At 54.0% G+C, this 21,413-nt stretch carries 20 protein-coding genes; 7 read left to right on the top strand and 13 right to left on the bottom strand.

Annotated elements, in window-relative coordinates:
- The first annotated feature begins 38 nt into the window (after positions 1–38).
- Together metG and ACLD4K_RS09465 are read left to right on the top strand one after the other, a co-directional pair.
- Positions 39–2,072, top strand: coding sequence for a methionine--tRNA ligase (gene metG / locus ACLD4K_RS09460; protein WP_000195343.1), 2,034 nt, complete (start codon positions 39–41; stop codon positions 2,070–2,072).
- A gap of 240 nt (positions 2,073–2,312) precedes the next feature.
- Complete coding sequence (locus ACLD4K_RS09465; protein WP_000703136.1) at positions 2,313–2,771, top strand: YehR family lipoprotein; 459 nt, start codon at positions 2,313–2,315, stop codon at positions 2,769–2,771.
- A gap of 180 nt (positions 2,772–2,951) precedes the next feature.
- On the opposite strand, the gene ACLD4K_RS09470 is transcribed toward ACLD4K_RS09465, so the two are convergent.
- From ACLD4K_RS09470 to ACLD4K_RS09480, 3 genes are read right to left on the bottom strand one after another with little or no spacing between them, the layout of a single operon-like run.
- A complete protein-coding gene (locus tag ACLD4K_RS09470) occupies positions 2,952–3,419 on the bottom strand; it encodes a DUF1456 family protein (RefSeq protein ID WP_411011751.1) in 468 nt (155 codons plus the stop codon).
- Positions 3,420–3,465: 46 nt separating this feature from the next.
- Positions 3,466–4,185: a two-component system response regulator BtsR gene (gene btsR / locus ACLD4K_RS09475; protein WP_000598637.1), complete on the bottom strand. Its 720-nt coding sequence runs from the start codon at positions 4,183–4,185 to the stop codon at positions 3,466–3,468.
- On the bottom strand, positions 4,182–5,867 hold the full coding sequence (locus ACLD4K_RS09480; protein ID WP_411011752.1) for a LytS/YhcK type 5TM receptor domain-containing protein: 1,686 nt from the start codon (positions 5,865–5,867) through the stop codon (positions 4,182–4,184). The genes btsR and ACLD4K_RS09480 overlap by 4 nt, the downstream gene beginning before the upstream one ends.
- A gap of 222 nt (positions 5,868–6,089) precedes the next feature.
- Between ACLD4K_RS09480 and mlrA the strand changes: the two genes are divergently transcribed.
- Both mlrA and ACLD4K_RS09490 read left to right on the top strand, forming a co-directional pair.
- The gene (gene mlrA / locus ACLD4K_RS09485; protein ID WP_001240418.1) at positions 6,090–6,821 is read left to right on the top strand and encodes an HTH-type transcriptional regulator MlrA; all 732 of its coding nucleotides are present in this window, start codon (positions 6,090–6,092) and stop codon (positions 6,819–6,821) included.
- 59 nt (positions 6,822–6,880) lie between these two features.
- Entirely contained in the window at positions 6,881–6,988 is a 108-nt protein-coding gene (locus tag ACLD4K_RS09490) for a protein YohO (protein ID WP_001261696.1), read from the top strand.
- On the opposite strand, the gene ACLD4K_RS09495 is transcribed toward ACLD4K_RS09490, so the two are convergent.
- The 5 genes from ACLD4K_RS09495 to bglX form a co-directional block, all read right to left on the bottom strand.
- A complete protein-coding gene (locus tag ACLD4K_RS09495; RefSeq protein WP_023225924.1) occupies positions 6,969–7,700 on the bottom strand; it encodes an ABC transporter permease in 732 nt (243 codons plus the stop codon). The two genes, ACLD4K_RS09490 and ACLD4K_RS09495, sit on opposite strands and share 20 nt — an antisense overlap.
- Positions 7,684–8,631, bottom strand: coding sequence for an ABC transporter ATP-binding protein (locus ACLD4K_RS09500; RefSeq protein WP_000569166.1), 948 nt, complete (start codon positions 8,629–8,631; stop codon positions 7,684–7,686). The genes ACLD4K_RS09495 and ACLD4K_RS09500 overlap by 17 nt, the downstream gene beginning before the upstream one ends.
- Positions 8,624–9,793: an ABC transporter permease gene (locus ACLD4K_RS09505; protein ID WP_001278110.1), complete on the bottom strand. Its 1,170-nt coding sequence runs from the start codon at positions 9,791–9,793 to the stop codon at positions 8,624–8,626. The genes ACLD4K_RS09500 and ACLD4K_RS09505 overlap by 8 nt, the downstream gene beginning before the upstream one ends.
- Positions 9,794–9,796: 3 nt before the next feature.
- Positions 9,797–10,714 (bottom strand): ABC transporter substrate-binding protein, encoded by a 918-nt coding sequence (locus ACLD4K_RS09510; protein ID WP_000155876.1) that lies wholly within the window; start codon positions 10,712–10,714, stop codon positions 9,797–9,799.
- Positions 10,715–10,894: 180 nt separating this feature from the next.
- A complete protein-coding gene (bglX, locus tag ACLD4K_RS09515) occupies positions 10,895–13,192 on the bottom strand; it encodes a beta-glucosidase BglX (protein WP_000871560.1) in 2,298 nt (765 codons plus the stop codon).
- Positions 13,193–13,458: 266 nt separating this feature from the next.
- On the opposite strand from bglX, the gene dld reads away from it, so the two are divergent.
- Positions 13,459–15,189, top strand: coding sequence for a D-lactate dehydrogenase (gene dld, locus ACLD4K_RS09520; protein ID WP_000095234.1), 1,731 nt, complete (start codon positions 13,459–13,461; stop codon positions 15,187–15,189).
- 57 nt (positions 15,190–15,246) lie between these two features.
- Here dld and pbpG read toward each other — a convergent pair whose 3' ends face one another.
- Positions 15,247–16,194: a D-alanyl-D-alanine endopeptidase gene (gene pbpG / locus ACLD4K_RS09525; protein ID WP_000911555.1), complete on the bottom strand. Its 948-nt coding sequence runs from the start codon at positions 16,192–16,194 to the stop codon at positions 15,247–15,249.
- A gap of 165 nt (positions 16,195–16,359) precedes the next feature.
- Positions 16,360–16,947 carry a Yip1 family protein gene (locus ACLD4K_RS09530; protein ID WP_001017057.1) on the bottom strand — a complete coding sequence of 196 codons (588 nt, stop codon included), beginning with the start codon at positions 16,945–16,947 and terminating at the stop codon, positions 16,360–16,362.
- Positions 16,948–17,105: 158 nt separating this feature from the next.
- Between ACLD4K_RS09530 and ACLD4K_RS09535 the strand changes: the two genes are divergently transcribed.
- Positions 17,106–17,675 (top strand): DedA family protein, encoded by a 570-nt coding sequence (locus ACLD4K_RS09535; RefSeq protein ID WP_001523476.1) that lies wholly within the window; start codon positions 17,106–17,108, stop codon positions 17,673–17,675.
- Between the two features lie 48 nt (positions 17,676–17,723).
- Here the strand turns inward: ACLD4K_RS09535 and ACLD4K_RS09540 are convergent, their stop codons facing one another.
- Both ACLD4K_RS09540 and mdtQ read right to left on the bottom strand, forming a co-directional pair.
- Positions 17,724–18,485 carry an SDR family oxidoreductase gene (locus ACLD4K_RS09540; RefSeq protein WP_000169608.1) on the bottom strand — a complete coding sequence of 254 codons (762 nt, stop codon included), beginning with the start codon at positions 18,483–18,485 and terminating at the stop codon, positions 17,724–17,726.
- A 65-nt stretch (positions 18,486–18,550) separates the two neighbouring features.
- Positions 18,551–19,987, bottom strand: coding sequence for a multidrug resistance outer membrane protein MdtQ (gene mdtQ, locus ACLD4K_RS09545; protein WP_411011753.1), 1,437 nt, complete (start codon positions 19,985–19,987; stop codon positions 18,551–18,553).
- Between the two features lie 317 nt (positions 19,988–20,304).
- Here mdtQ and yohP point away from each other — a divergent pair, with 317 nt between their 5' ends.
- Positions 20,305–20,388, top strand: a complete 84-nt coding sequence (gene yohP / locus ACLD4K_RS09550; protein WP_000698460.1) for a small membrane protein YohP — start codon at positions 20,305–20,307, stop codon at positions 20,386–20,388.
- A gap of 57 nt (positions 20,389–20,445) precedes the next feature.
- Here the strand turns inward: yohP and dusC are convergent, their stop codons facing one another.
- Entirely contained in the window at positions 20,446–21,384 is a 939-nt protein-coding gene (gene dusC, locus ACLD4K_RS09555) for a tRNA dihydrouridine(16) synthase DusC (protein ID WP_001264846.1), read from the bottom strand.
- Between the last annotated feature and the right edge of the window lie 29 nt (positions 21,385–21,413).

A 21,413-nucleotide genomic window follows, 5' to 3' on the forward strand; every position in this document is an offset into this window, starting at 1 on the left:
CAAAGCCCTTTTTTACAACAGAAGAAGTAATACCCACTATGACTCAAGTCGCGAAGAAAATTCTGGTAACGTGCGCGCTGCCGTACGCCAACGGCTCTATCCACCTCGGCCATATGCTGGAGCACATCCAGGCTGATGTCTGGGTCCGTTACCAGCGAATGCGCGGCCATGAGGTTAACTTCATCTGTGCCGATGACGCTCATGGCACGCCGATCATGCTGAAAGCGCAGCAGCTTGGTATTACGCCGGAGCAAATGATCGGTGAAATGAGCCAGGAGCACCAGACCGATTTCGCCGGTTTTAATATTAGCTATGACAACTACCACTCAACGCACAGCGACGAGAACCGTGAGTTGTCTGAGCTGATTTACACGCGCCTGAAGGAGAACGGTTTTATTAAGAACCGCACTATCTCTCAACTCTACGATCCGGAAAAAGGCATGTTCCTGCCGGACCGATTTGTGAAAGGCACCTGCCCGAAATGTAAATCCGCGGACCAGTACGGCGATAACTGTGAAGTCTGCGGCGCAACTTACAGCCCGACCGAACTTATCGAGCCGAAATCCGTGGTGTCCGGCGCGACGCCGGTAATGCGTGACTCCGAGCACTTTTTCTTTGACCTGCCGTCATTCAGCGAAATGCTGCAGGCGTGGACCCGCAGCGGAGCGCTGCAGGAGCAGGTGGCGAACAAAATGCAGGAGTGGTTTGAATCCGGCCTGCAACAGTGGGACATTTCCCGCGACGCGCCGTATTTTGGTTTCGAAATCCCGAACGCGCCGGGCAAATATTTCTACGTCTGGCTGGACGCGCCGATTGGCTATATGGGTTCCTTCAAAAATCTGTGTGATAAGCGCGGCGACACGACCAGTTTTGATGAGTACTGGAAAAAAGACTCCGACGCCGAGCTGTACCACTTTATCGGCAAAGACATCGTCTATTTCCACAGCCTGTTCTGGCCTGCCATGCTGGAAGGCAGCCACTTCCGTAAGCCGACCAACCTGTTCGTTCACGGTTACGTGACGGTGAACGGCGCGAAGATGTCTAAGTCGCGCGGCACCTTTATTAAGGCCAGCACCTGGCTGAAACACTTTGACGCCGACAGCCTGCGCTACTACTACACCGCGAAGCTTTCTTCACGCATTGATGACATCGACCTGAACCTGGAAGACTTTGTCCAGCGCGTCAATGCCGATATCGTCAATAAAGTAGTCAACCTGGCCTCGCGTAACGCCGGTTTTATCAATAAGCGTTTCGACGGCGTGCTGGCAACTGAACTGGCCGATCCGCAATTGTATAAAACCTTTACTGACGCCGCTGCGGTGATTGGCGAAGCATGGGAAAGCCGTGAATTCGGCAAAGCTATCCGTGAGATTATGGCGCTGGCCGACGTCGCTAACCGTTATGTTGACGAGCAGGCTCCGTGGGTGGTGGCTAAACAGGAAGGCCGCGACGCGGACCTGCAGGCCATTTGCTCAATGGGCATCAACCTGTTCCGCGTGCTGATGACGTATCTGAAACCGGTACTGCCGACGCTTTCTGAACGCGTTGAAGCCTTCCTGAACAGCGAACTGAACTGGGATGCTATCGAACAGCCGCTGCTCGGTCACAAGGTCAACACCTTTAAGGCGCTCTACAATCGCATCGACATGAAGCAAGTTGAAGCGCTGGTTGAAGCGTCTAAAGAAGAGGTGAAAGCCGCAGCCGCGCCGGTTACCGGCCCGTTAGCCGACTTCCCGATTCAGGAAACCATCACCTTTGACGATTTCGCCAAAATTGACCTGCGCGTAGCATTGATTGAAAACGCTGAGTTCGTAGACGGTTCTGACAAATTGCTGCGCCTGACGCTGGATCTGGGCGGCGAGAAGCGTAACGTCTTCTCCGGCATTCGTTCCGCCTACCCGGACCCGCAGGCGCTGATTGGCCGCCAGACGGTAATGGTCGCCAACCTCGCGCCGCGCAAAATGCGCTTTGGCGTCTCCGAGGGAATGGTGATGGCCGCCGGCCCTGGCGGGAAAGATATCTTCCTGTTAAGCCCTGATGACGGCGCGAAGCCTGGCCAGCAGGTGAAATAAGCAACAAGCCGGAGCATGCTCCGGCTTTTTTAACCGCTTAATCCTGACTGGCATACCGCCTCCTCCGCGCGTTTTAACTTTTTCCTTAATAAGCAATAGCGCTAAGACTCCATATCCGGACTGCTAAATAACGGCTAAAAGTCATATTCTATCCCTCCCTGATACATTGCTATTACTGGGTTAAATTAATTCATTGAAATTATTTTAAAAGCCCAATCATTATATAAAATGGAGTTTTAGATGAAAATTTCTGGCAAGTTATTGTCCGCGGCTTTGGCTTCCGTACTGGTGTTCTCTCTTGCTGGCTGTGGCGATAAAGAAGAATCAAAGACCTTTAACGCAAACCTGGCGGGGACAGAAATTTCAATTACTTACACCTATAAAGGTGACAAAATCATTAAGCAGACGTCTGAAAGTAAAATCAGCTATGCCACGGTAGGCGCTAAAACGAAAGAAGATGCCGCCAAAATTCTCGATCCGCTGAGCGCGAAATATAAAAATATCGCCGGAGTGGAAGAAAAATTAACCTATGAAGATACCTATGCCCAGGAAAACGTCTCTGTGGATATGGAAAAAGTGGACTTTAAAGCGTTACAGGGAATCTCTGGGACAATGGTGTCCGGCGATACCAGCAAAGGTATCAGCATGAAACAAACCCAGACGCTGCTGGAAGCCGCTGGTTTTAAAGAAGCGAAATAACTGGCAGGCATAATGTATTGCCTCGACTGATAAAGTCGCTCAGGGCGCTGCTTCGGCAGCGTCTTTTCTTTATGAATTCCGAAAAAAGACAGCCTCGCTGTAAGTCCCCTCGCCAAAACCTATAATAATGGGTTTTCCCGGTCAGGCAGGACGCTGCCGGGAACAATACCGCAGAATTAATTACTTCGCCGTGTGTTCACGGGCCGCCAGACCGCGCAGAAAATAACGCATAAACTGATCGCCGCATTCGCGGAAGTTCTTATGATCCGGCGCACGCATCATCGCGGTGATCTCTGGCATCGAGACACGAAACAACTGATCGGTAAGTATCGCCAGGATATCATCTGTTTTTAGCGAAAAGGCAATACGTAGCTTTTTCAGCACAATATTGTTGTTGATACGACGTTCCGCCGTCAATGCAGGCGCCGCCTCATCTTTGCCGCGTTTTTCATAAATGAGGCCATTGAGAAATGAGGACAACACGATATCCGGGCAACGCTGAAACCCCTCTTCCTCTTCTTTGCGCAACCAGATTGCAATCTGCTCCGGCGTAGCATCAACGTTACCCAGCGCCAGGATACGCGCCAGATCGGTATTATTAGCTTTTAAAATGTAGCGCACGCTACGCAGAATATCGTTACTCAGCATGAGGCCTTCGGTCGTTTCTATGGCAAAACGATATTCTAACAGTCTTTTACAGGCCAATCGCCTCTTTTAAACTTTTCAGATAGCGACGGCTTACCGGCACCGTCAGGCCGTTGCGTAAAATCAGCTCTGCCTGCCCATTATCCTCCAGCCGAATTTCCTGCAAATGGGCCATATTCACCAGAAACTGACGATGACAACGCAGTAGCGGCGTCCGGCTTTCCAGCGTGCGCAGCGTCAGCTCGGTAAACCCCTCTTTCCCTTCACTGCTGGTCACATAAACGCCGCTCATACGGCTACTGACAAAGGCGACATCATCCATTTGCAACAAATAGATCCGGCTGTGTCCGGTACAGGGAATAAATTTAAGCGCCTGCTGGTTTTCCGGCAATAACGAAACATCCTGTTTACTGCGCTCCTGACGCAGACGATGTAACGTTTTTTCCAACCGTTTCTCCTCTATCGGCTTGAGCAGATAATCAAAAGCGTGCTCTTCAAAGGCTTTGATGGCGTATTCGTCAAACGCGGTTAAAAAAACGATATACGGGCGGTGTTCCGGGTCAAGCATTCCTACCATCTCCAGTCCACTGATACGCGGCATCTGAATATCCAGAAACAGCACATCAGGCCGCAGCTTATGTACCGCGCCAATCGCTTCTACCGCGTTCGCGCACTCTCCCACAATCTCAATGTCATCCTGCCCCTGGAGCAAAATCCGCAGATTTTCCCGCGCTAACGGCTCATCATCCACAATCAGCACTTTAATCATGCGTCCTCCTCCAGTGGAAGTCGTAATGTAATTCGGGTAAAACAGTCCGGCTCGCAGGCCACGCTAATACCATAATCATCGCCAAAGTGTTCGCGCAGACGTTTATCCACCAGACTCATCCCCAGCCCGCTACTGCCGGCGGAAGGCTGATACAGTCCCGCATTATCTTCAATATCTAACATCAAATACTGCCCTTCGCGCCGGGCGCGAATAGCGACGTTGCCGGTATCAAGCAGTTGCGACGTGCCATGTTTAATGGCGTTCTCAACAATCGGCTGTAATGTAAACGCAGGCAATTTCTGACGTGAAAGCGTCGATGGAACATCAAGCTGTACCTGCAGACGCGACTGAAAACGCGCTTTTTCAATTTGCAGATAAGCGTTCACGTGTTCAATTTCATCCGCCAGCGTGACGATTTCCGACGGGCGCTTTAAATTTTTGCGAAAAAAGGTCGACAAGTATTGCACCAGTTGGCTGGCCTGTTCGCTGTCGTGGCGAATCACCGCTTTAATGGTATTGAGCGCATTAAACAGAAAATGCGGATTCACCTGCGCGTGCAACAGCTTGATCTCTGACTGCGTCAGCAACGCCTTCTGCCGTTCATACTGCCCGGCCAGGATCTGCGCGGATAAAAGCTGCGCAATACCCTCTCCCAGGGTACGGTTAATTGAGCTGAACAGCCGGTTTTTCGCTTCGTACAATTTAATGGTGCCCATGACTCGCTGATTTTCGCCACGCAGCGGGATCACCAGCGTCGAGCCGAGTTTACACTGCGGGTGTAGCGAACAACGATACGGCACTTCGTTGCCATCGGCATAAACCACCTCTCCGGTTTCAATTGCTTTCAGCGTATAACCTGATGAAATGGGTTTGCCCGGTAGATGGTGATCGTCGCCAATACCGGTAAAAGCCAGCAGTTTTTCACGATCGGTGATGGCGACGGCGCCAATATCCAGCTCCTGATATAACACCTGCGCCACCTTCATACTGTTCACTTCGTTAAATCCCTGACGCAGAATCCCCTCCGTTGACGCGGCGACCTTCAGCGCGGTAGCAGAAAATGCCGAAGTATATTTTTCGAACATGGCGCGCTTATCGAGCAAAATACGCATGAACAGCGCGGCGCCAACGGTATTCGTCACCATCATCGGCGCGGCAATATTACTGACCAGATGCAGGGCATCGTCAAACGGCCTGGCTATCAGTAAAATGATCAGCATCTGCACCAGTTCGGCAACACACGTAATTGCTCCCGCCGTCAGCGGGCTAAACACTTTGTCCGGGCGTCCGCGACGTATGAGAACGCTGTGTACCAACCCGCCCAGCAGCCCTTCGACGATGGTGGAAATCATACAGCTCAGCGCCGTCATGCCGCCCATAGAATACCGATGTAACCCACCGGTCAGACCGACCAGCCCGCCGACGACCGGCCCGCCGAGTAGGCCACCCATCACCGCGCCAATCGCGCGGGTATTGGCAATCGAATCTTCGATATGCAGCCCAAAATAAGTGCCCATAATGCAGAAGATAGAAAACGTGACGTAACACAGAAACTTGTGCGGCAGACGAACCGTGACCTGCATAAGCGGGATGAACAGGCGCGTTTTACTCATTAGCCACGCAATGACCAAAAACACGCACATCTGCTGAAGCAGCAGCAACACCAGATTAAACTCGTACATACCCGCAAACCACACTTCAATTAAAAGCGCGTAACATACATTGAGTACGATTAACTTTCTTTGAACTGTTGCATAAAAATATGAATTCGTGAATACGATCACTTAAACGCCGCGCCGCAACCCGCTACTTCGCGTTTTAATGCATAAAAAACAGGCAAAACTTCCTGGTTCGTAAAAGAGCGTCTAAAGTTAAACCGGGACCTCGCGAGCAAGGGTGAAACGATGGCGCTTTACACAATTGGTGAAGTGGCTTTGCTTTGTGATATCAATCCTGTCACGTTGCGCGCGTGGCAGAGACGTTATGGACTTTTAAAACCACAGCGAACGGATGGCGGTCATCGTCTGTTTAACGATGCCGATATTGACAGAATCCGCGAAATCAAGCGCTGGATAGATAACGGCGTCCAGGTCAGCAAAGTCAAAGTGCTGCTCAGTAGCGACAGTAGCGAACAACCTAACGGCTGGCGCGAACAGCAGGAGATCCTGCTGCACTACCTGCAAAGCAGTAATCTGCACAGTTTACGGTTATGGGTCAAAGAACGCGGTCAGGATTATCCAGCCCAAACATTGACCACTAACCTGTTCGTCCCACTGCGGCGACGATTACAGTGCCAACAACCCGCCCTTCAGGCGCTGCTCGGCATTCTTGACGGTATCCTGATCAACTATATTGCGCTCTGCCTGGCGTCTGCGCGTAAGAAACAGGGAAAAGATGCACTGGTGATCGGCTGGAATATCCATGATACCACCCGCCTGTGGCTGGAAGGTTGGGTCGCCAGCCAACAGGGATGGCGAATCGACGTGCTGGCGCACTCGCTTAGCCAGTTCCGCCCGGAACTGTTTGACGGCAAGACGTTACTGGTATGGTGCGGAGAAAACCAGACGCTGGCGCAGCAGCAGCAACTCCTGGCATGGCGCGCCCAGGGACGCGACATTCATCCCCTTGGCGTTTAAACAGCAGCTAACAAATTCGCTTTAATGTATACTCCTTTTATTAACATAAGGAGTACATAATGCGCGTAGCGAAAATCGGGGTGATCGCCCTTTTCCTGCTGATGGCTATTGGCGGTATCGGCGGCGTGATGCTGGCAGGTTACAGTTTTATTTTGCGTGCCGGGTAAGCGCGCGCGTCAGCCTTTCAAACAGGCGATCGATAATGATCGCCGCCAGCGCCACCAGCAGCGCCCCCTGGATAACATAGGCCGTATTAAAGCCGCTAAGCCCGATAATGATCGGCGTGCCTAACGTACTGGCCCCCACCGTTGAAGCGATGGTCGCCGTACCAATATTAATAATCACCGAGGTTCGGATGCCCGCCAGAATCACCGGCGCGGCCAGCGGCAGCTCAACCTGATACAACTGTTGGCGACGGCTCATTCCCATACCGCTGGCAACGCTCATTACGCTGGCAGGCACCGCGCCCAGCCCGGCCAGGGTCGCCTGCAGGATGGGCAACACCCCATACAGGATCAAGGCGATAATGGCCGGTTGCTGACCAAAACCCATGACGGGTACCGCGATCGCCAGTACCGCCACCGGGGGAAAGGTCTGCCCGACGGCGGCGATAGTCTCCACCAGGGGGCGAAACTCTTTCCCACTTTCTCGCGTGACCGCAATCCCTGCGCCGACGCCCACCACGACGGCAAACAAACTTGAGATGCCCACCAACCAGAAATGGGCGAGCGCGAGGGCGGCAAAACTCTCCTGTTGGTAGACCGGGCGCGGTAAATCGGGAAACAGCGCGGCGAAGAACGGCTGGCTATAAGGCAATCCAAACAGCAGAAGCAAGAACAGAGCAATAAGCCAGAGAAGTGGATCACACAGTCGTTTCACGGGGAGACGTCTCCGAAAGCAGATCGCGGAAATGGAGCGTACCGCAGGGCTCGCCCTGCTGATTCGCCACCGGCAGGACGTCGCACCGGCGGGCGACAAACATCGATAGCGCATCGCGTAACGTCATCTCTTCCACCAGCGCGTCGCCGCTGAGCTGTTCATGCCGGCGTACATAATCGCCTACGCTACGTAACGAAAGCAGCCTTACGCCCAGCTCGCTGCGGCCAAAAAACGCCTGCACGAAATCATTTTCCGGCGAGGTCAGCATAGAAAGCGGCGATCCCTGTTGGATAACGTGGCCCCCGTCCATCAGCACCAGATGGTCGGCGAGGCGTAGCGCCTCGTCGATGTCGTGCGTCACCAGTACGATGGTGCGCCCCAGTAGCTGATGAATGCGGGTCATCTCCTGCTGCAATGCGCCGCGCGTTACCGGATCAAGCGCGCCGAAAGGCTCGTCCATCAGCAATACCTGCGGATCGGCAGCCAGCGCCCGCGCAACGCCGACCCGCTGCTGTTGCCCGCCGGAAAGCTGATGCGGATAGCGATCGCGCAGCGCGCTTTCCAGACCCAATAATGCCATCAGTTCATCAATACGATCGTTAATCCGCGCACGCGACCACTTTTGTAGTTGCGGTACGGTGGCGATATTTTGCGCCACCGTCCAGTGGGGAAAAAGACCGATAGACTGAATGGCATAGCCCATGCGACGGCGCAGTTCAAGCACCGGCAGGCTGCGGATCTCTTCCCCGGCAAAACGGATCGTTCCGCTATCATGCTCTACCAGCCGGTTAATCATCTTCAGAGTGGTCGATTTTCCCGAACCGGAGGTGCCAATTAACACCGAAAAGCTGCCTTCGCTAAAGTGCAAATTGAGGTCGCTAACAGCCTGTTGATCGCCGAAGGTTTTACTGACATGGTTAAATTCAATCATCGGTTGCTCCCTTCAAAAACGCGATCCATAAATCAAACAGCGCGTCGATCACTACCGCCAGCGCAATCACCGGAATGACGCCCAACAGAACTAAATCAATGGCGCTGCTCAATAGCCCCTGAAACACCAGCGCGCCGAAACCTCCCGCGCCAATCAGCGCGGCGACGACGGCCATTCCCACTGTCTGGACCATTACTACCCGCAGGCTACGTAAAAAAACTGGCAGCGCCAGCGGCAGTTGCACATGCCTGAAGCGCTGGCCGCTACTCATTCCCATTGCTCTTGCGCTCTCCAGCACATCGCGCGGCACCTGATTGAGCCCGGCGACCACACCGCGCACCAGCGGCAATAACGCATAGAGCACCAGCGCTATCAGCGCAGGCGTCATGCCGGTTCCCGCGACGCCGAATGCGGCAAGCCACGGAAACTGTTTCACCAGTCCGGCCAACGGCGCAATCAGCAGGCCAAACAGCGCGACGGAAGGGATAGTCTGGATCACATTCAGCACGGTAAACACCGGCCCCTGGCGTGAGGCGGAAAAATAACACCAGACGCCCAACGGTAGTCCGATCGCCAGCGCCGGCAGCACCGTGCCTGCCAGTAACATCAAATGTTGCACCAGCGCGGCATCGAAAACATCCTGGCGGTTGGTATACTCTTTCAGAAGCGAGAGGTTGTCGAACGTGCCTGAAAACAGCAGCGCCAGCGGGACAATGACAATTTGCGCGTGCAGCAACCAGCGCCACAGCGGCCCAGTGGTAATACGGCGGATCGCATCGCTACAGGCCAGCAGCATCAGACCGAGGCCCAGCCACAATCCACTTCCCAGACTGGTACGCGCCAGCGGACTGCCCTCCTGCGCCAACTGGGTCGCCGCCCTGCCGACTCCCCACAGCATGACAATAAAGAGCGTCTGCGCCATCATCAGCGTCAGTACGCTACCGCGTTTACCGGGTACAAAGCACAACGTAAACAGCGCGCATCCCGCGCCAGTCAGCATCCAGATGGTCGCCGGCCAGATCTCCCATAACTGGCGCCCCTCGCCGCTCACCAGACGATTCGGGGCGTAATTAATGAAAGGCAGCGCGACAGCAAGCAAGGTCAGAACAACCAACAGCAACAGCACACGATTAACCGTGATTTTTTTGGCAGCATCACTCACAGATTACTTCACCCACCCTTTTTGTCGGAGGTAATCTGCGGCGACTTTTTTCGCATCCAGCCCTTCTACGGCGATTCTGGCGTTCAACTGTTGCAGCGTTTTCTCATCAAGGCTGGCGAAAACGGGCTGCAGCCAGTCGGCTATCTGCGGATAGGCCTGTAACACCGATTCACGCACTACCGGCGCGGGGGCATAGATAGGCTGGACGCCTTTCGGGTCGCTCAGGGTTTGCAAACCCAGCGCGGCGACAGGGCCGTCGGTGCCATACGCCATCGCGGCGTTAACGCCGGATGTTTGTTGCGCGGCGGCTTTGATCGTGACCGCCGTATCGCCGCCCGCCAGCGACAAGAGCTGGTTCTGATTCAAGGTAAAATCATAGGCTTTTTCAAATGCCGGCAGCGCATCCGCCCGTTCGATAAATTCCGCAGACGCCGCCAGTTTAAAAGTGCCGCCCTCTTTCAGATAACGGCTGAGATCGGCAAGCGAGGAGAGTTTATTTTTTTCCGCGATGTCCTGACGTACCGCGATGGTCCAGGTGTTGTTGGCCGGCGCAGGCGTCAACCAGACCAGCTTATTCTGCTCCGCATCCAGTTTTTTGACTTTCTCAAAGCCTTGCTTTGCATTTTTCCATGCCGGATCGTTTTCATCTTTAAAAAAGAACGCCCCGTTACCGGTGTATTCCGGATAGATATCCAGCTCTCCGGCGGTAATCGCGCCACGAACGACTGGCGTCGTCCCGAGCTGAATTTTATTGACCGTTTTAACGCCGTGGCTTTCCAGTACCTGCAAAATCATGTTGCCGAGCAGCGCGCCTTCGGTATCAATCTTTGACCCGACCGTCACGGGCGATGCCGCCTGTAGAGGTAAACTCACCGTCGCCAGCAACGCCAGCGAACTTACCCATAGCTTTGAGATCGTCATGATGCTTTCCTCATCCTTTTACGGCCTTTTTCAGAGACTTGAGAAAAAAGCATAGTTGAAAAGTCTGCGTTTAACCTGGGATTTTCCGCCAGTGTAAGTGACGTGGCAGGCAATAAAAGGGGGGACAGGAAAAGTCATTGCCAGACAGGGCGCAGCTATCGCGCCCTGTTGACGGCAGGCTTACAGTAGCTCGAACGATCCTTGTTTAACGCGAGCGGAATCCACGCCGATAAAGACGTTGAACTTGCCGGGTTCCGCGTCATATTTCATCTGCTGATTCCAGAACTTCAACGCCTCGATATCAATCGGGAAACTCACGGTTTTACGTTCGCCGGGCTTGAGGGTGATTTTTTCAAAGCCTTTTAATTGCTTCACCGGGCGGCTCATTGACGCCGTGACATCCTGTAAGTACATCTGGATGACCGTTGCCCCTTCGCGTTTACCGGTGTTCGTGACCTCTACGCTGGCCGTGACTTTGCCGTCGCGTTGCATTGTCGGTGAGGAGAGCGTGACGTCAGACACCGTAAATGTGGTGTAGCTCAGACCGTAACCAAACGGATAGAGCGGGCCATTCGCTTCGTCAAAATAGCGTGAGGTGTATTTGTTTGGCTTTTCAGGATTATACGGGCGTCCCGTATTGAGATGGCTGTAATAGACCGGAATTTGTCCCACCGAACGCGGGAAGGAGATCGGCAGTTTGCCTGACGGGTTGTAATCGCCAAACAGCACATCGGCAATGGCGTTGCCGCCTTCCGTCCCGGCAAACCAGGTCTCCAGAATCGCATCGGCCTGTTGATCTTCTTTTACCAGCGCCAGCGGTCTGCCGTTCATTAATACCAGTACCAGCGGCTTACCGGTGGCTTTCAGAGCGGTGATTAAGTCGCGCTGACTCTGCGGAATGGTGATATTGGTACGGCTGGAGGCTTCATGCGCCATCCCCTGCGACTCGCCTACCACTGCGACCACTACATCGGCCTGTTTCGCCGCCTGCACCGCCTCATCAATCATCGCCTGCGGTGAGCGCGGATCGATTTTCACCGCCTCTTCATACAGGTTTAAGAAATCGACGATGCCTTTATCGTTAGTGATATTCGCCCCTTTGGCATAGAGGATCTTCGCCCCATCGCCGACGGCATTTTGAATACCCGCCAGCACCGTCACCGACTGATTCGCGACCCCAGCAGCAGACCAGCTTCCCATTACATCACGTTGACTGTCGGCCAGCGGCCCAACAACGGCAATGGTGCCCGATTTTTTCAGCGGCAGCGTTTCCAGCCGGTTTTTCAGCAGTACCACACTTTCCCGCGCCACTTCCCGCGCCTCTTTACGATGCAGGCGGCTTTCGGCATTGGTGTCCACCGGGTCGCTCTCTTTCGGCCCCAGATGGCTATAGGGGTCGTTAAACAATCCCATGTCATATTTTACGTTGAGCACATGGCGCGTCGCGTCGTCCAGTTCCGCCATCGTCACTTTGCCCGACTTAATCAGACCCGGCAGATATTTGCTGTAATACTCATCCGCCATGCTCATATCCACCCCTGCCTTTAGCGCCACGCGCACCGCATCTTCCGGGTCGGCCGCGGTGCCGTGTTTAATCAGTTCTTTAATAGCGCCGTGGTCGGAAACGGTAATTCCCTTAAAGCCCCACTCATCGCGCAGGACATCTTTCAATAGCCAGGAATCTGACGTCGCAGGCGTGCCGTTCAGCGAGTTCAGCGCCACCATCACCGCACCGCTCCCCGCATCCAGCCCCGCTTTGTACGGCGGCATGTAGTCATTAAACAGACGCTGGGAACTCATATCCACGGTGTTGTATTCTTTACCGCCTTCAACGGCGCCATAGGCGGCAAAATGTTTCACGCTGGTCATCACCGAATAGCGATCCGCCGGACTTTTGCCCTGCATCGCTTTCACCATGGTTTCGCCCATGATGGAGGTTAAATATGTATCTTCGCCAAAGCCTTCGGAGGCGCGTCCCCAACGCGGATCGCGGGAGACATCCACCATCGGCGCCCAAGTCATATTCAGGCCGTCGTCCGCCGCTTCATACGCCGATACGCGTCCTACGGTTCTTACCGCATCCAGATTAAAAGAAGAAGCCAGACCGAGGCTTATCGGGAAGACGGTTCGCTGGCCGTGTACCACGTCATAGGCAAAAAAGAGAGGGATTTTCAGGCGGCTCAACGCCATCACCTGATCCTGCATTTGACGGATATCCTGGCGGGTGACGGTATTGAAAATCGCCCCTACCTGCCCGTCTTTGATCATCTCGCGAATCGCTTCTTTCGGGTTATCAGGGCCGACGCTAATCAGACGTAACTGACCAATTTTTTCATCGACAGTCATTTTCTTGAGTAAATCCGTGACGAACGCGTCGCGCGCTTCAGGCGTCAGCGGGTGATTGCCAAACAGGTTTTCCGCCAGTGCTGGCTGCATCGCCAGACTCACAGCAACACCTACTGAACATAACCATTTCATGTTGAGTCTCTCTTTATCTTTATCCCGACGAGGCGGTAAAAACAGAATAAAAACCGCAGTTTGCCATAAGCCTAAACGCGAGAGGAGAAGAAAGCGAAGGTTATTCTCTTAATTTTCCGCACAGGCGAATACGCAACCGCCAGCAAATGGTATCAAGGCGGAAAATGAATAGCGCCAACACAGATACAATTTGAATGAGAAAGCGTATTGTCATACAAAGCGCTATGCTTAACGCTGATATTTTGTCCCACCACAAGGAGTGGAGAATGTCTTCCATAACAATGACTGATAATAAAACGTTCCTGAATGAGCTGGCCCGCCTGGTAGGCCATTCTCACCTGCTGACAGACCCCGCCAAAACCGCCCGCTATCGCAAGGGTTTCCGTTCCGGTCAGGGCGACGCGCTGGCCGTTGTTTTCCCGGGTTCATTACTGGAACTGTGGCGTGTGCTCAACGCCTGCGTTAACGCTGACAAAATTATTCTGATGCAGGCCGCCAACACCGGTCTGACGGAAGGCTCCACGCCGAACGGCAACGACTACGATCGCGATATTGTGATTATCAGCACCCAGCGGCTGGATAAGCTGCACTTACTGGATAACGGCCAACAGGTTCTGGCCTGGCCCGGTACGACGCTCTATGCGCTGGAAAAAGCGCTTAAACCGCTGGGCCGTGAACCGCACTCGGTGATTGGTTCGTCGTGTATCGGCGCGTCGGTCATCGGCGGCATCTGTAATAACTCCGGCGGCTCGCTGGTGCAGCGCGGCCCGGCCTATACCGAGATGTCGCTCTTTGCCCGTATTGACGAGCAAGGCAAACTGCAACTGGTCAATCATCTGGGTATCGATCTTGGGCATACCCCGGAGCAGATCCTGAGCAAGCTGGATGACGAACGGATTAAAGATGAGGATGTGCGTCACGATGGTCGTCATGCGCACGATCACGACTACGTGACGCGGGTACGAGATATCAACGCCGATACGCCCGCCCGCTATAACGCCGACCCGGACCGTTTGTTTGAATCTTCCGGCTGCGCCGGAAAACTGGCGGTTTTTGCCGTTCGCCTTGATACCTTTGCAGCGGAAAAAAATCAGCAGGTTTTTTATATCGGCACTAATCAGCCCGCGGTACTGACTGAAATCCGTCGGCATATTCTGGCGAACTTCGACAATCTGCCAGTGGCGGGAGAATATATGCATCGCGATATCTACGATATTGCGGAGCAGTACGGTAAAGATACCTTTCTGATGATCGATAAACTCGGCACCGACAAGATGCCATTCTTTTTCACGCTAAAAGGCCGAACCGATGCGATGCTGGAAAAAGTAAAATTTTTCCGTCCGCATTTCACCGACCGCGCGATGCAGAAATTCGGCCACCTGTTTCCCAGCCATCTGCCGCCGCGAATGAAAAACTGGCGCGATAAATATGAGCATCATCTGCTGTTAAAAATGGCGGGAGACGGCGTCGCAGAAGCGCAACGCTGGCTGAATGAATTTTTTAAATCCGCTGAGGGCGGTTTCTTTACCTGTACGCCGGAAGAAGGCAGCAAAGCCTTCCTGCACCGCTTCGCCGCTGCTGGCGCAGCGATTCGTTATCAGGCCGTACACGCTGATGAAGTGGAAGATATCCTGGCGCTGGATATCGCTCTGCGCCGCAACGATACCGACTGGTTCGAGCATCTGCCGCCGGAAATCGACAGCCAACTGGTACATAAACTCTATTACGGTCACTTTATGTGCCACGTTTTTCATCAGGACTATATCGTGAAGAAAGGCGTCGACGTCCATGCGCTGAAAGCGCAAATGCTGGAGCTGTTGCAGGCGCGCGGGGCACAATACCCGGCGGAGCACAACGTTGGACATCTGTATAAAGCGCCGGAAACGCTGACGCGTTTTTATCGGCAAAATGACCCAACCAACAGTATGAACCCCGGTATCGGCAAAACGAGTAAGCGGAAATTCTGGCAGGAAAATACGCCCGACGAAACGCATTAACACCGTGCGGTTTACCGTGAAGCCCGGCGGCGCGATGCCTGCCGGGCCTGCGGCGACTTAATCGTTCTGTGCGGTTTGCGCCCCGGCACTGGCGCTGGCTGCCGCCATTTGCGCGGCTTTTTGCTTTTTATAGCTCAGCGCGGCAGCCGGAACGGGCATGACTTTACCGGTTTCAATCCATGTACGCAGGCGACTGGCGTCCGCAAAGTGGGTATATTTGCCGAACGCGTCCATGACCACCAGCGCGACCGGTTTGTTATTGATCACGGTACGCATCACCAGGCAATGCCCCGCCGCATTGGTAAAGCCGGTTTTCGTTAACTGGATATTCCAGTTATCACGGTAGACCAAATGGTTGGTATTGCGAAATGGCAGCGTATACGCCGGATGCGAGAATGTCGCCATATCTTCGCGCGTGGTGCTTAGCTGGCCAATCAGCGGGTATTGCTTCGTGGCAATCAGCAGTTTTGTTAAATCCCGCGCGGTCGAGACGTTATGAATCGACAGCCCCGTTGGCTCAACAAAGCGGGTATGCGTCATGCCCAGCGCTTTCGCCTTCGCATTCATCGCTTTAATAAATGCGTTATAACCGCCGGGATAATAGTGCGCCAGGCTTGCCGCCGCACGGTTTTCGGATGACATCAACGCCAGCAGCAACATATTTTTGCGGCTAATTTCGCTGTTCAGGCGTACGCGGGAGTAAACCCCTTTCATTTCCGGCGTCTGGCTGATATCGACCTTCAGTATTTCATCCAGCGGCAATCGCGCGTCGAGCACGACCATCGCTGTCATTAATTTGGTTATCGAGGCAATCGGACGCACCAGATCCGGGTGGTTCGAATAGATCACTTTATTGGTGTTGAGATCAACAATCATTGCGCTACCGGAGGCAATCTCAGGTTGAGACGCCGCGGTTGTCGCTGCCGTTTTCGCCACAGCCTGCGGGGCAAAAGGTACGGCCAACATCAGAGCAAGGCTCAGGAATGAAGCTCGGAATTTCAGCATGATGAGATTTCTGATAATGATTCACGCGCGTCGTAACGCACACCGCCTGAGCTAAGATTATACTCAAGCTAGCAGTGGCATCATAGCGGCACGCCAGCGTTGCCGCTACAGAAGAATCGTCAGCAAATGCTGCATTGCTGGCTTTTGCGCCAGCCCTTTTTCGCATCAGAACAGGCGGTAGCCGTATCCCCACAGGATCACGGTGATCGCCAGTAGCACCTCCAGAACCAGTACGCCGATAGCGAGCGTCGAACTGGAGAAGCTTAATCCTTCCTCTCTATTAATGTTAAGGAAAGTCGGAATACCCAAATACAGCAAATAGCCGGTGTAAAAAAGCGCGACAGCGCCGACCAGTGCGCATAGCCATACCAGGGGATAGAGCGCCACCAGACCACTTAAAAACAGCGGCGTCGCGACATAGCCGGCAAAAACCATACAGCGCGCAAGCGATGGCCGTTGCGGATAGTTTCGCGCCATCCACCAGATGACGCGTCCCATCACCGCGACGCCCGCCAGCATCACGCCGTAGAACAAGACCGCCAGCGCAAAAGCGGTAAACAGCGAGAGTTGTAACACGTTGCCGTCGCCAAAATTCCAGCCGATTTGCGTCGTGCCGATAAAGGCGCAGACGACGGGAATCGCCGCCATCAGCAAAACATGGTGCGTATAGTGATGCGAAACGGTTTCGTTTTCGCTTTTGATCACCTGCATTTCCCGATCGGGATGGGAAAAAAGCCCCCATACATGGTTCATACTGCCCCCTTCTGCTGCCTCAGATGCCAGTATGTTCAAGTATAATTCAGTTTATGGTTATTTTATGAACAATAGTGAAATAGTCTCCGGCAAAACGTCGGCTTTGCCGCGCACGCCTCTTGCCAGGGTGTATGCTTAATGCCGGAGGTGGTTTACGCATGGATATCAACACGCTTATTACGCATTATGGCTATGCGGCGCTGGTTATCGGCAGTATGGCCGAAGGTGAAACCGTTACCCTGTTGGGGGGCGTCGCGGCGCATCAGGGATTACTCAAGTTTCCGCTGGTGGCGGCGGCCGTCGCGCTGGGAGGGATGATGGGCGATCAGCTACTTTACCTGTTAGGACGATGCTATGGCGGGAAGATCCTGCGTCGTTTCCCGCGTTATCATACGAAGATTCGTCGCGCGCAGAAAATGATCCAACGCCATCCGTATCTGTTTGTGATCGGCACGCGTTTTATGTATGGCTTCCGGGTGGTTGGCCCGTTGCTGATTGGCGCCAGCCGCCTGCCGCCTAAAATTTTTCTGCCGCTGAATATTGTAGGCGCGCTGATCTGGGCGCTGCTGTTTACCACGCTGGGATATCTTGGCGGCGAGGTGATCGCGCCATGGCTGCACGACCTCGATCAGCATCTCAGGCACGGGGTCTGGCTGATTCTGGCCATCGTCCTGGTGGTGGGCGTGCGCTGGTGGCTGAAAAGACGCGGCAAAGCGGAGGCCCGTTAAACCCGATGGTATCCGGATGGCATAACGCCGCCATCCGGCACCCGGCGTTTATTTGGCGTTGAATTGCGGATTCGCCAGCATAAACCCGCCGTCGACAATCAGCGACTGACCGGTGGTATAGCTTGCGCCTTCGGAACACAGCCAGGCGACGAGGCTGGCTATTTCATGCGTAGAACCCGGTCGGGCGATAGGGATCGAGGGTTCCGATCCCGGCTCAATGTCGCTGTCATCCATATCATTCATCGGCGTGGCGATAGCGCCTGGCGCGACGGCGTTGACCAAAATATGATGTTCAATCAGTTCCAGCGCCATGGATTTAGTCAATCCCCCCAGCGCATGTTTCGCCGCGGTATAGGCGCTGGCTTGCGGAAGCGGCGTATGCTCATGGACGGAGGTGATGTTGATAATACGCCCTCCCTCTCCTTGTTTAATCATATGCCGGGCGGCGATCTGCGCGCAGAGAAACGCGCCATCGACATCCACGGTAAAAATTTGCCGCCACTGCGTAAACGGCATATCAATAAACGCGGATTTGGTCATCGCCCCGGCATTATTGACCAGCACGTCAACGCGCCCCAGGCGCTGAATAAGATGTTCAATGGCCTGCGCGCCCTCGGGTAACTGGCTCAGGTCAAGATGAATGGTCTCTGCCCGCACACCAAACTGCGCCGCTTTTTTCGCAGTCTCCTGCGCGCCGCGTTCATCGGAATGCCAGGTGATACCAATATCAAAACCGTTTTGTGCTAATAACAACGCACACGCTTTGCCAATTCCCGAATCTGATGCCGTTACAATTGCGACTTTGGTCATATTCCTCTCCGGATGATTCATACACAGCCTAAGTATAGGAACCCTGTCTGAATCATCTGGAAAAATCAGGAATGATAACCGCCGCCCAGCGCGCTGGTAAGCTGAATAGAGGCATCCAGCCACTGGCCCTGCAACAGCAAGCCGTTACACTGCTCGCGCAGTGCCGGGATTTTGGCCTCGCTCACGCGGGAACCCGCAATAATGCCGGCATTAAAGCGCGCTTGCGCCAGACCGACCACACGCTGCGCGTCATGCTCAATCTGCTGCTGATGCTGATTTTTCTGCGCCAGCGTCTCTACCTGACTGGCGGCGCGCGCCACATCATTAACCGCATCTACCACCGCTTTGTTGTAGTTGGCGATAGAAAGGTTGCTTTGCGCTTTGGCGATATCGAGGTTGGCATTCAGCCTGCCGCTGTCGAAAATCGGCAGCGTCAACCCGCCGGTAATGCCATATTGCTGTGCGGAATGGCGGAACAAATCGCTCAGATGTAACGCATCCTGCTGTAAAAAAGCCATTAGATTGATATCGGGATAAAACGCGGCCTTCGCGGCGTCAATGCTGCTCAACGAGGATTCAATGTACCAGTGCGCGGCCTGTAGATCCGCCCGGCGCGCCAGCAACGAATACCCCAGTTGCGACGGTAACTGGCTTTCAACGGCGGGGAGACTCACCTGACGTAGCTTGAGCGCCGCCGATTGCGTATTGGTTAACGCGCTGAGCCGCGCTTCAATCACCTTCATTTTACCGTTAACGTCATTCAGCTGCTGCTGGGTTTTACTGGCGTCGATATCGGTCTCGACGCCTTCGACGGAAGAGGTAATGCCGTGTTGATACAGCTCCCGGTTCACCGCCACCACGTTTTGCTGCTCATGCTCGATTTGCATCAGCACATTTTCCAGCGCCGCCTGCGTCTGCCACTCCCAGTAGAGTCGCGCCACGCCGCTTGCCAGCAATTGCCGGGTCTGCTCCTGCTCCGCTTCGCGCGCTTTGACCGCCCCGATCCGCGCGGTAACTTCAGCGCGGTTTTTTCCCCATAAATCCAGATCCCAGCCCGCCGTCAGGCCGAATGTACCGTTGGTATACCACGGCCCGGTCGTTCCCGCCGCGGGGTCGGTAATCGCGAATGGCCCCATCAGCCCTTCCGCGGACATTCGCTGGCGCTCAATGTCGGCAGAAAAGTCGAGCTGCGGGCCGTCCTGCGCCTCAACCGCTTTCGCCTGCGCTTCCGCCAGTTGAATACGCTGTTCAGCCACCTGCATATCCGGCGAATGCTGTATGGCATTATCAACCAGCGCGTCAAGCTGCACATCGTGATACGCCTTCCACCACTGGCTATCCGGCCAACCGTTTTTCAATGCCGCCGGCAGGCTGGAATCAACATGAGAAGAGGGCGTCTGCTGGGTCAGCGACTGGCGGGTATCATGCATGGGGGCGCAGCCCGCCAGCAAAATAAAAAGCGGTAAGCTCGCTGTCGCGGCAAGGAAAGAATTACGATTCATGGAGGTGTTCTGATAAAAAAAGGTGCGCAGAGAGTACGTCTTACGGCGATCTATTTTTTAGTTACGCGTGGCAATACATCATCAGACAACAAAAGACATATTTTGAAATTTATATGATTAGCAAATGATTCCATCTAATACATTTTTTGATGTAATGATTCAATGTAAAGTCCCATTAACCCGTTAATAAATGAACGATTTTGCTGCAATACGCGCCAGCAGCCTTCATGAGTTAAACGTCGCCGCGCCCAACAAGGCAGCAGATGGCTTAATACTTTCCTATACTTTGTTTGTATTTACCAATAAAGGGACAAACAATGAAAATTCTTCTATGGGCAATCTTAATTATTTTTCTGATTGGGCTGTTAGTGGTAACGGGCGTGTTTAAGATGATTTTCTGATTCCTGCGCCGGGCAGTGATAGTATCTGCCCGGCACACGTTCTGGACGCTGTAGAGATTAGATTTTAATAGCCTGAATCGCCCGCGCAATCTCGGATGAACGGTTTAACGCCCGAATCGACTGAAAGAGTTCCGTCGCCTCAATATATTCCTTACGTAAATATCCCAACCACTGTTTAATACGCGCGACATGATATAAACCAGTATCGCCCTGCTTTTCCAGTCGGGTATATTTTTGTAATAACGTCACCACTTCCGGCCACGGCATACGCGGTTCGTTATACTTCACCACCCGGCTCAGGTTAGGAATATTTAACGCCCCACGGCCAATCATCACCGCATCGCAGCCGCTGGTCGCCATACATGCCTGCGCGCTCTGCCAGTCCCAGATTTCGCCATTAGCGATAACCGGAATAGTCAGACGCTGGCGTATTTCGCCGATCGCCTGCCAGTCGATATGCTCGGCGCGGTAGCCCTGCGCTTTGGTACGACCATGCACCACCAGTTCACTGGCGCCGGCCTGCTGCACCGCATCGGCGATTTCAAATTTTCTATCGCCGCTATCCCAGCCGAGACGCACTTTTACCGTCACCGGCAGATGCGACGGTACCGCGGCCCGCATCGCTTTCGCGCCCTGATAGATGAGTTCGGGATCTTTGAGCAATGTCGCGCCGCCGCCGCTGCCGTTCACCACTTTTGACGGACAGCCGCAGTTCAGGTCCACGCCATACGATCCCAACGCCGTCGCCCGCGCGGCGTTTTCCGCCAGCCACTGCGGATGCTGGCCCAGAAGCTGAATACGCACCGGCGTGCCGGACGGCGTGCGGCTGGCGTGAAGCAACTCCGGGCAGATGCGATGAAACACTTTTACCGGCAGCAGCTGATCCACCACGCGCACAAATTCGGTGATGCAGAGATCGTAATCATTCACTTCGGTCAGCAGCTCGCGCACTAACGCGTCGAGCACGCCTTCCATCGGCGCCAGTAAAACACGCATATCGGTATCCACAGCAAAAAAAGAGGCGC

The organism is Salmonella sp. 741265055_HSA (assembly GCF_046569525.1).
Taxonomy (GTDB): domain Bacteria; phylum Pseudomonadota; class Gammaproteobacteria; order Enterobacterales; family Enterobacteriaceae; genus Salmonella; species Salmonella enterica.

Bases quoted from the DNA above. Each gene is read 5' to 3' on its own strand.
- ACLD4K_RS09490 (WP_001261696.1), top strand. From the start codon at position 6,881: ATGCGCGTAGCGAAAATCGGGGTGATCGCCCTTTTCCTGCTGATGGCT.
- ACLD4K_RS09540 (WP_000169608.1), bottom strand. From the start codon at position 18,485: ATGACCAAAGTCGCAATTGTAACGGCATCAGATTCGGGAATTGGCAAA.
- ACLD4K_RS09470 (WP_411011751.1), bottom strand. From the start codon at position 3,419: ATGCTGAGTAACGATATTCTGCGTAGCGTGCGCTACATTTTAAAAGCT.
- ACLD4K_RS09510 (WP_000155876.1), bottom strand. From the start codon at position 10,714: ATGACGATCTCAAAGCTATGGGTAAGTTCGCTGGCGTTGCTGGCGACG.
- dld (WP_000095234.1), top strand. From the start codon at position 13,459: ATGTCTTCCATAACAATGACTGATAATAAAACGTTCCTGAATGAGCTG.
- ACLD4K_RS09465 (WP_000703136.1), top strand. From the start codon at position 2,313: ATGAAAATTTCTGGCAAGTTATTGTCCGCGGCTTTGGCTTCCGTACTG.
- yohP (WP_000698460.1), top strand. From the start codon at position 20,305: ATGAAAATTCTTCTATGGGCAATCTTAATTATTTTTCTGATTGGGCTG.
- ACLD4K_RS09480 (WP_411011752.1), bottom strand. From the start codon at position 5,867: ATGTACGAGTTTAATCTGGTGTTGCTGCTGCTTCAGCAGATGTGCGTG.
- btsR (WP_000598637.1), bottom strand. From the start codon at position 4,185: ATGATTAAAGTGCTGATTGTGGATGATGAGCCGTTAGCGCGGGAAAAT.
- metG (WP_000195343.1), top strand. From the start codon at position 39: ATGACTCAAGTCGCGAAGAAAATTCTGGTAACGTGCGCGCTGCCGTAC.
- ACLD4K_RS09500 (WP_000569166.1), bottom strand. From the start codon at position 8,631: ATGATTGAATTTAACCATGTCAGTAAAACCTTCGGCGATCAACAGGCT.
- mlrA (WP_001240418.1), top strand. From the start codon at position 6,090: ATGGCGCTTTACACAATTGGTGAAGTGGCTTTGCTTTGTGATATCAAT.
- dusC (WP_001264846.1), bottom strand. From the start codon at position 21,384: ATGCGTGTTTTACTGGCGCCGATGGAAGGCGTGCTCGACGCGTTAGTG.
- pbpG (WP_000911555.1), bottom strand. From the start codon at position 16,194: ATGCTGAAATTCCGAGCTTCATTCCTGAGCCTTGCTCTGATGTTGGCC.
- bglX (WP_000871560.1), bottom strand. From the start codon at position 13,192: ATGAAATGGTTATGTTCAGTAGGTGTTGCTGTGAGTCTGGCGATGCAG.
- mdtQ (WP_411011753.1), bottom strand. From the start codon at position 19,987: ATGAATCGTAATTCTTTCCTTGCCGCGACAGCGAGCTTACCGCTTTTT.
- ACLD4K_RS09535 (WP_001523476.1), top strand. From the start codon at position 17,106: ATGGATATCAACACGCTTATTACGCATTATGGCTATGCGGCGCTGGTT.
- ACLD4K_RS09530 (WP_001017057.1), bottom strand. From the start codon at position 16,947: ATGAACCATGTATGGGGGCTTTTTTCCCATCCCGATCGGGAAATGCAG.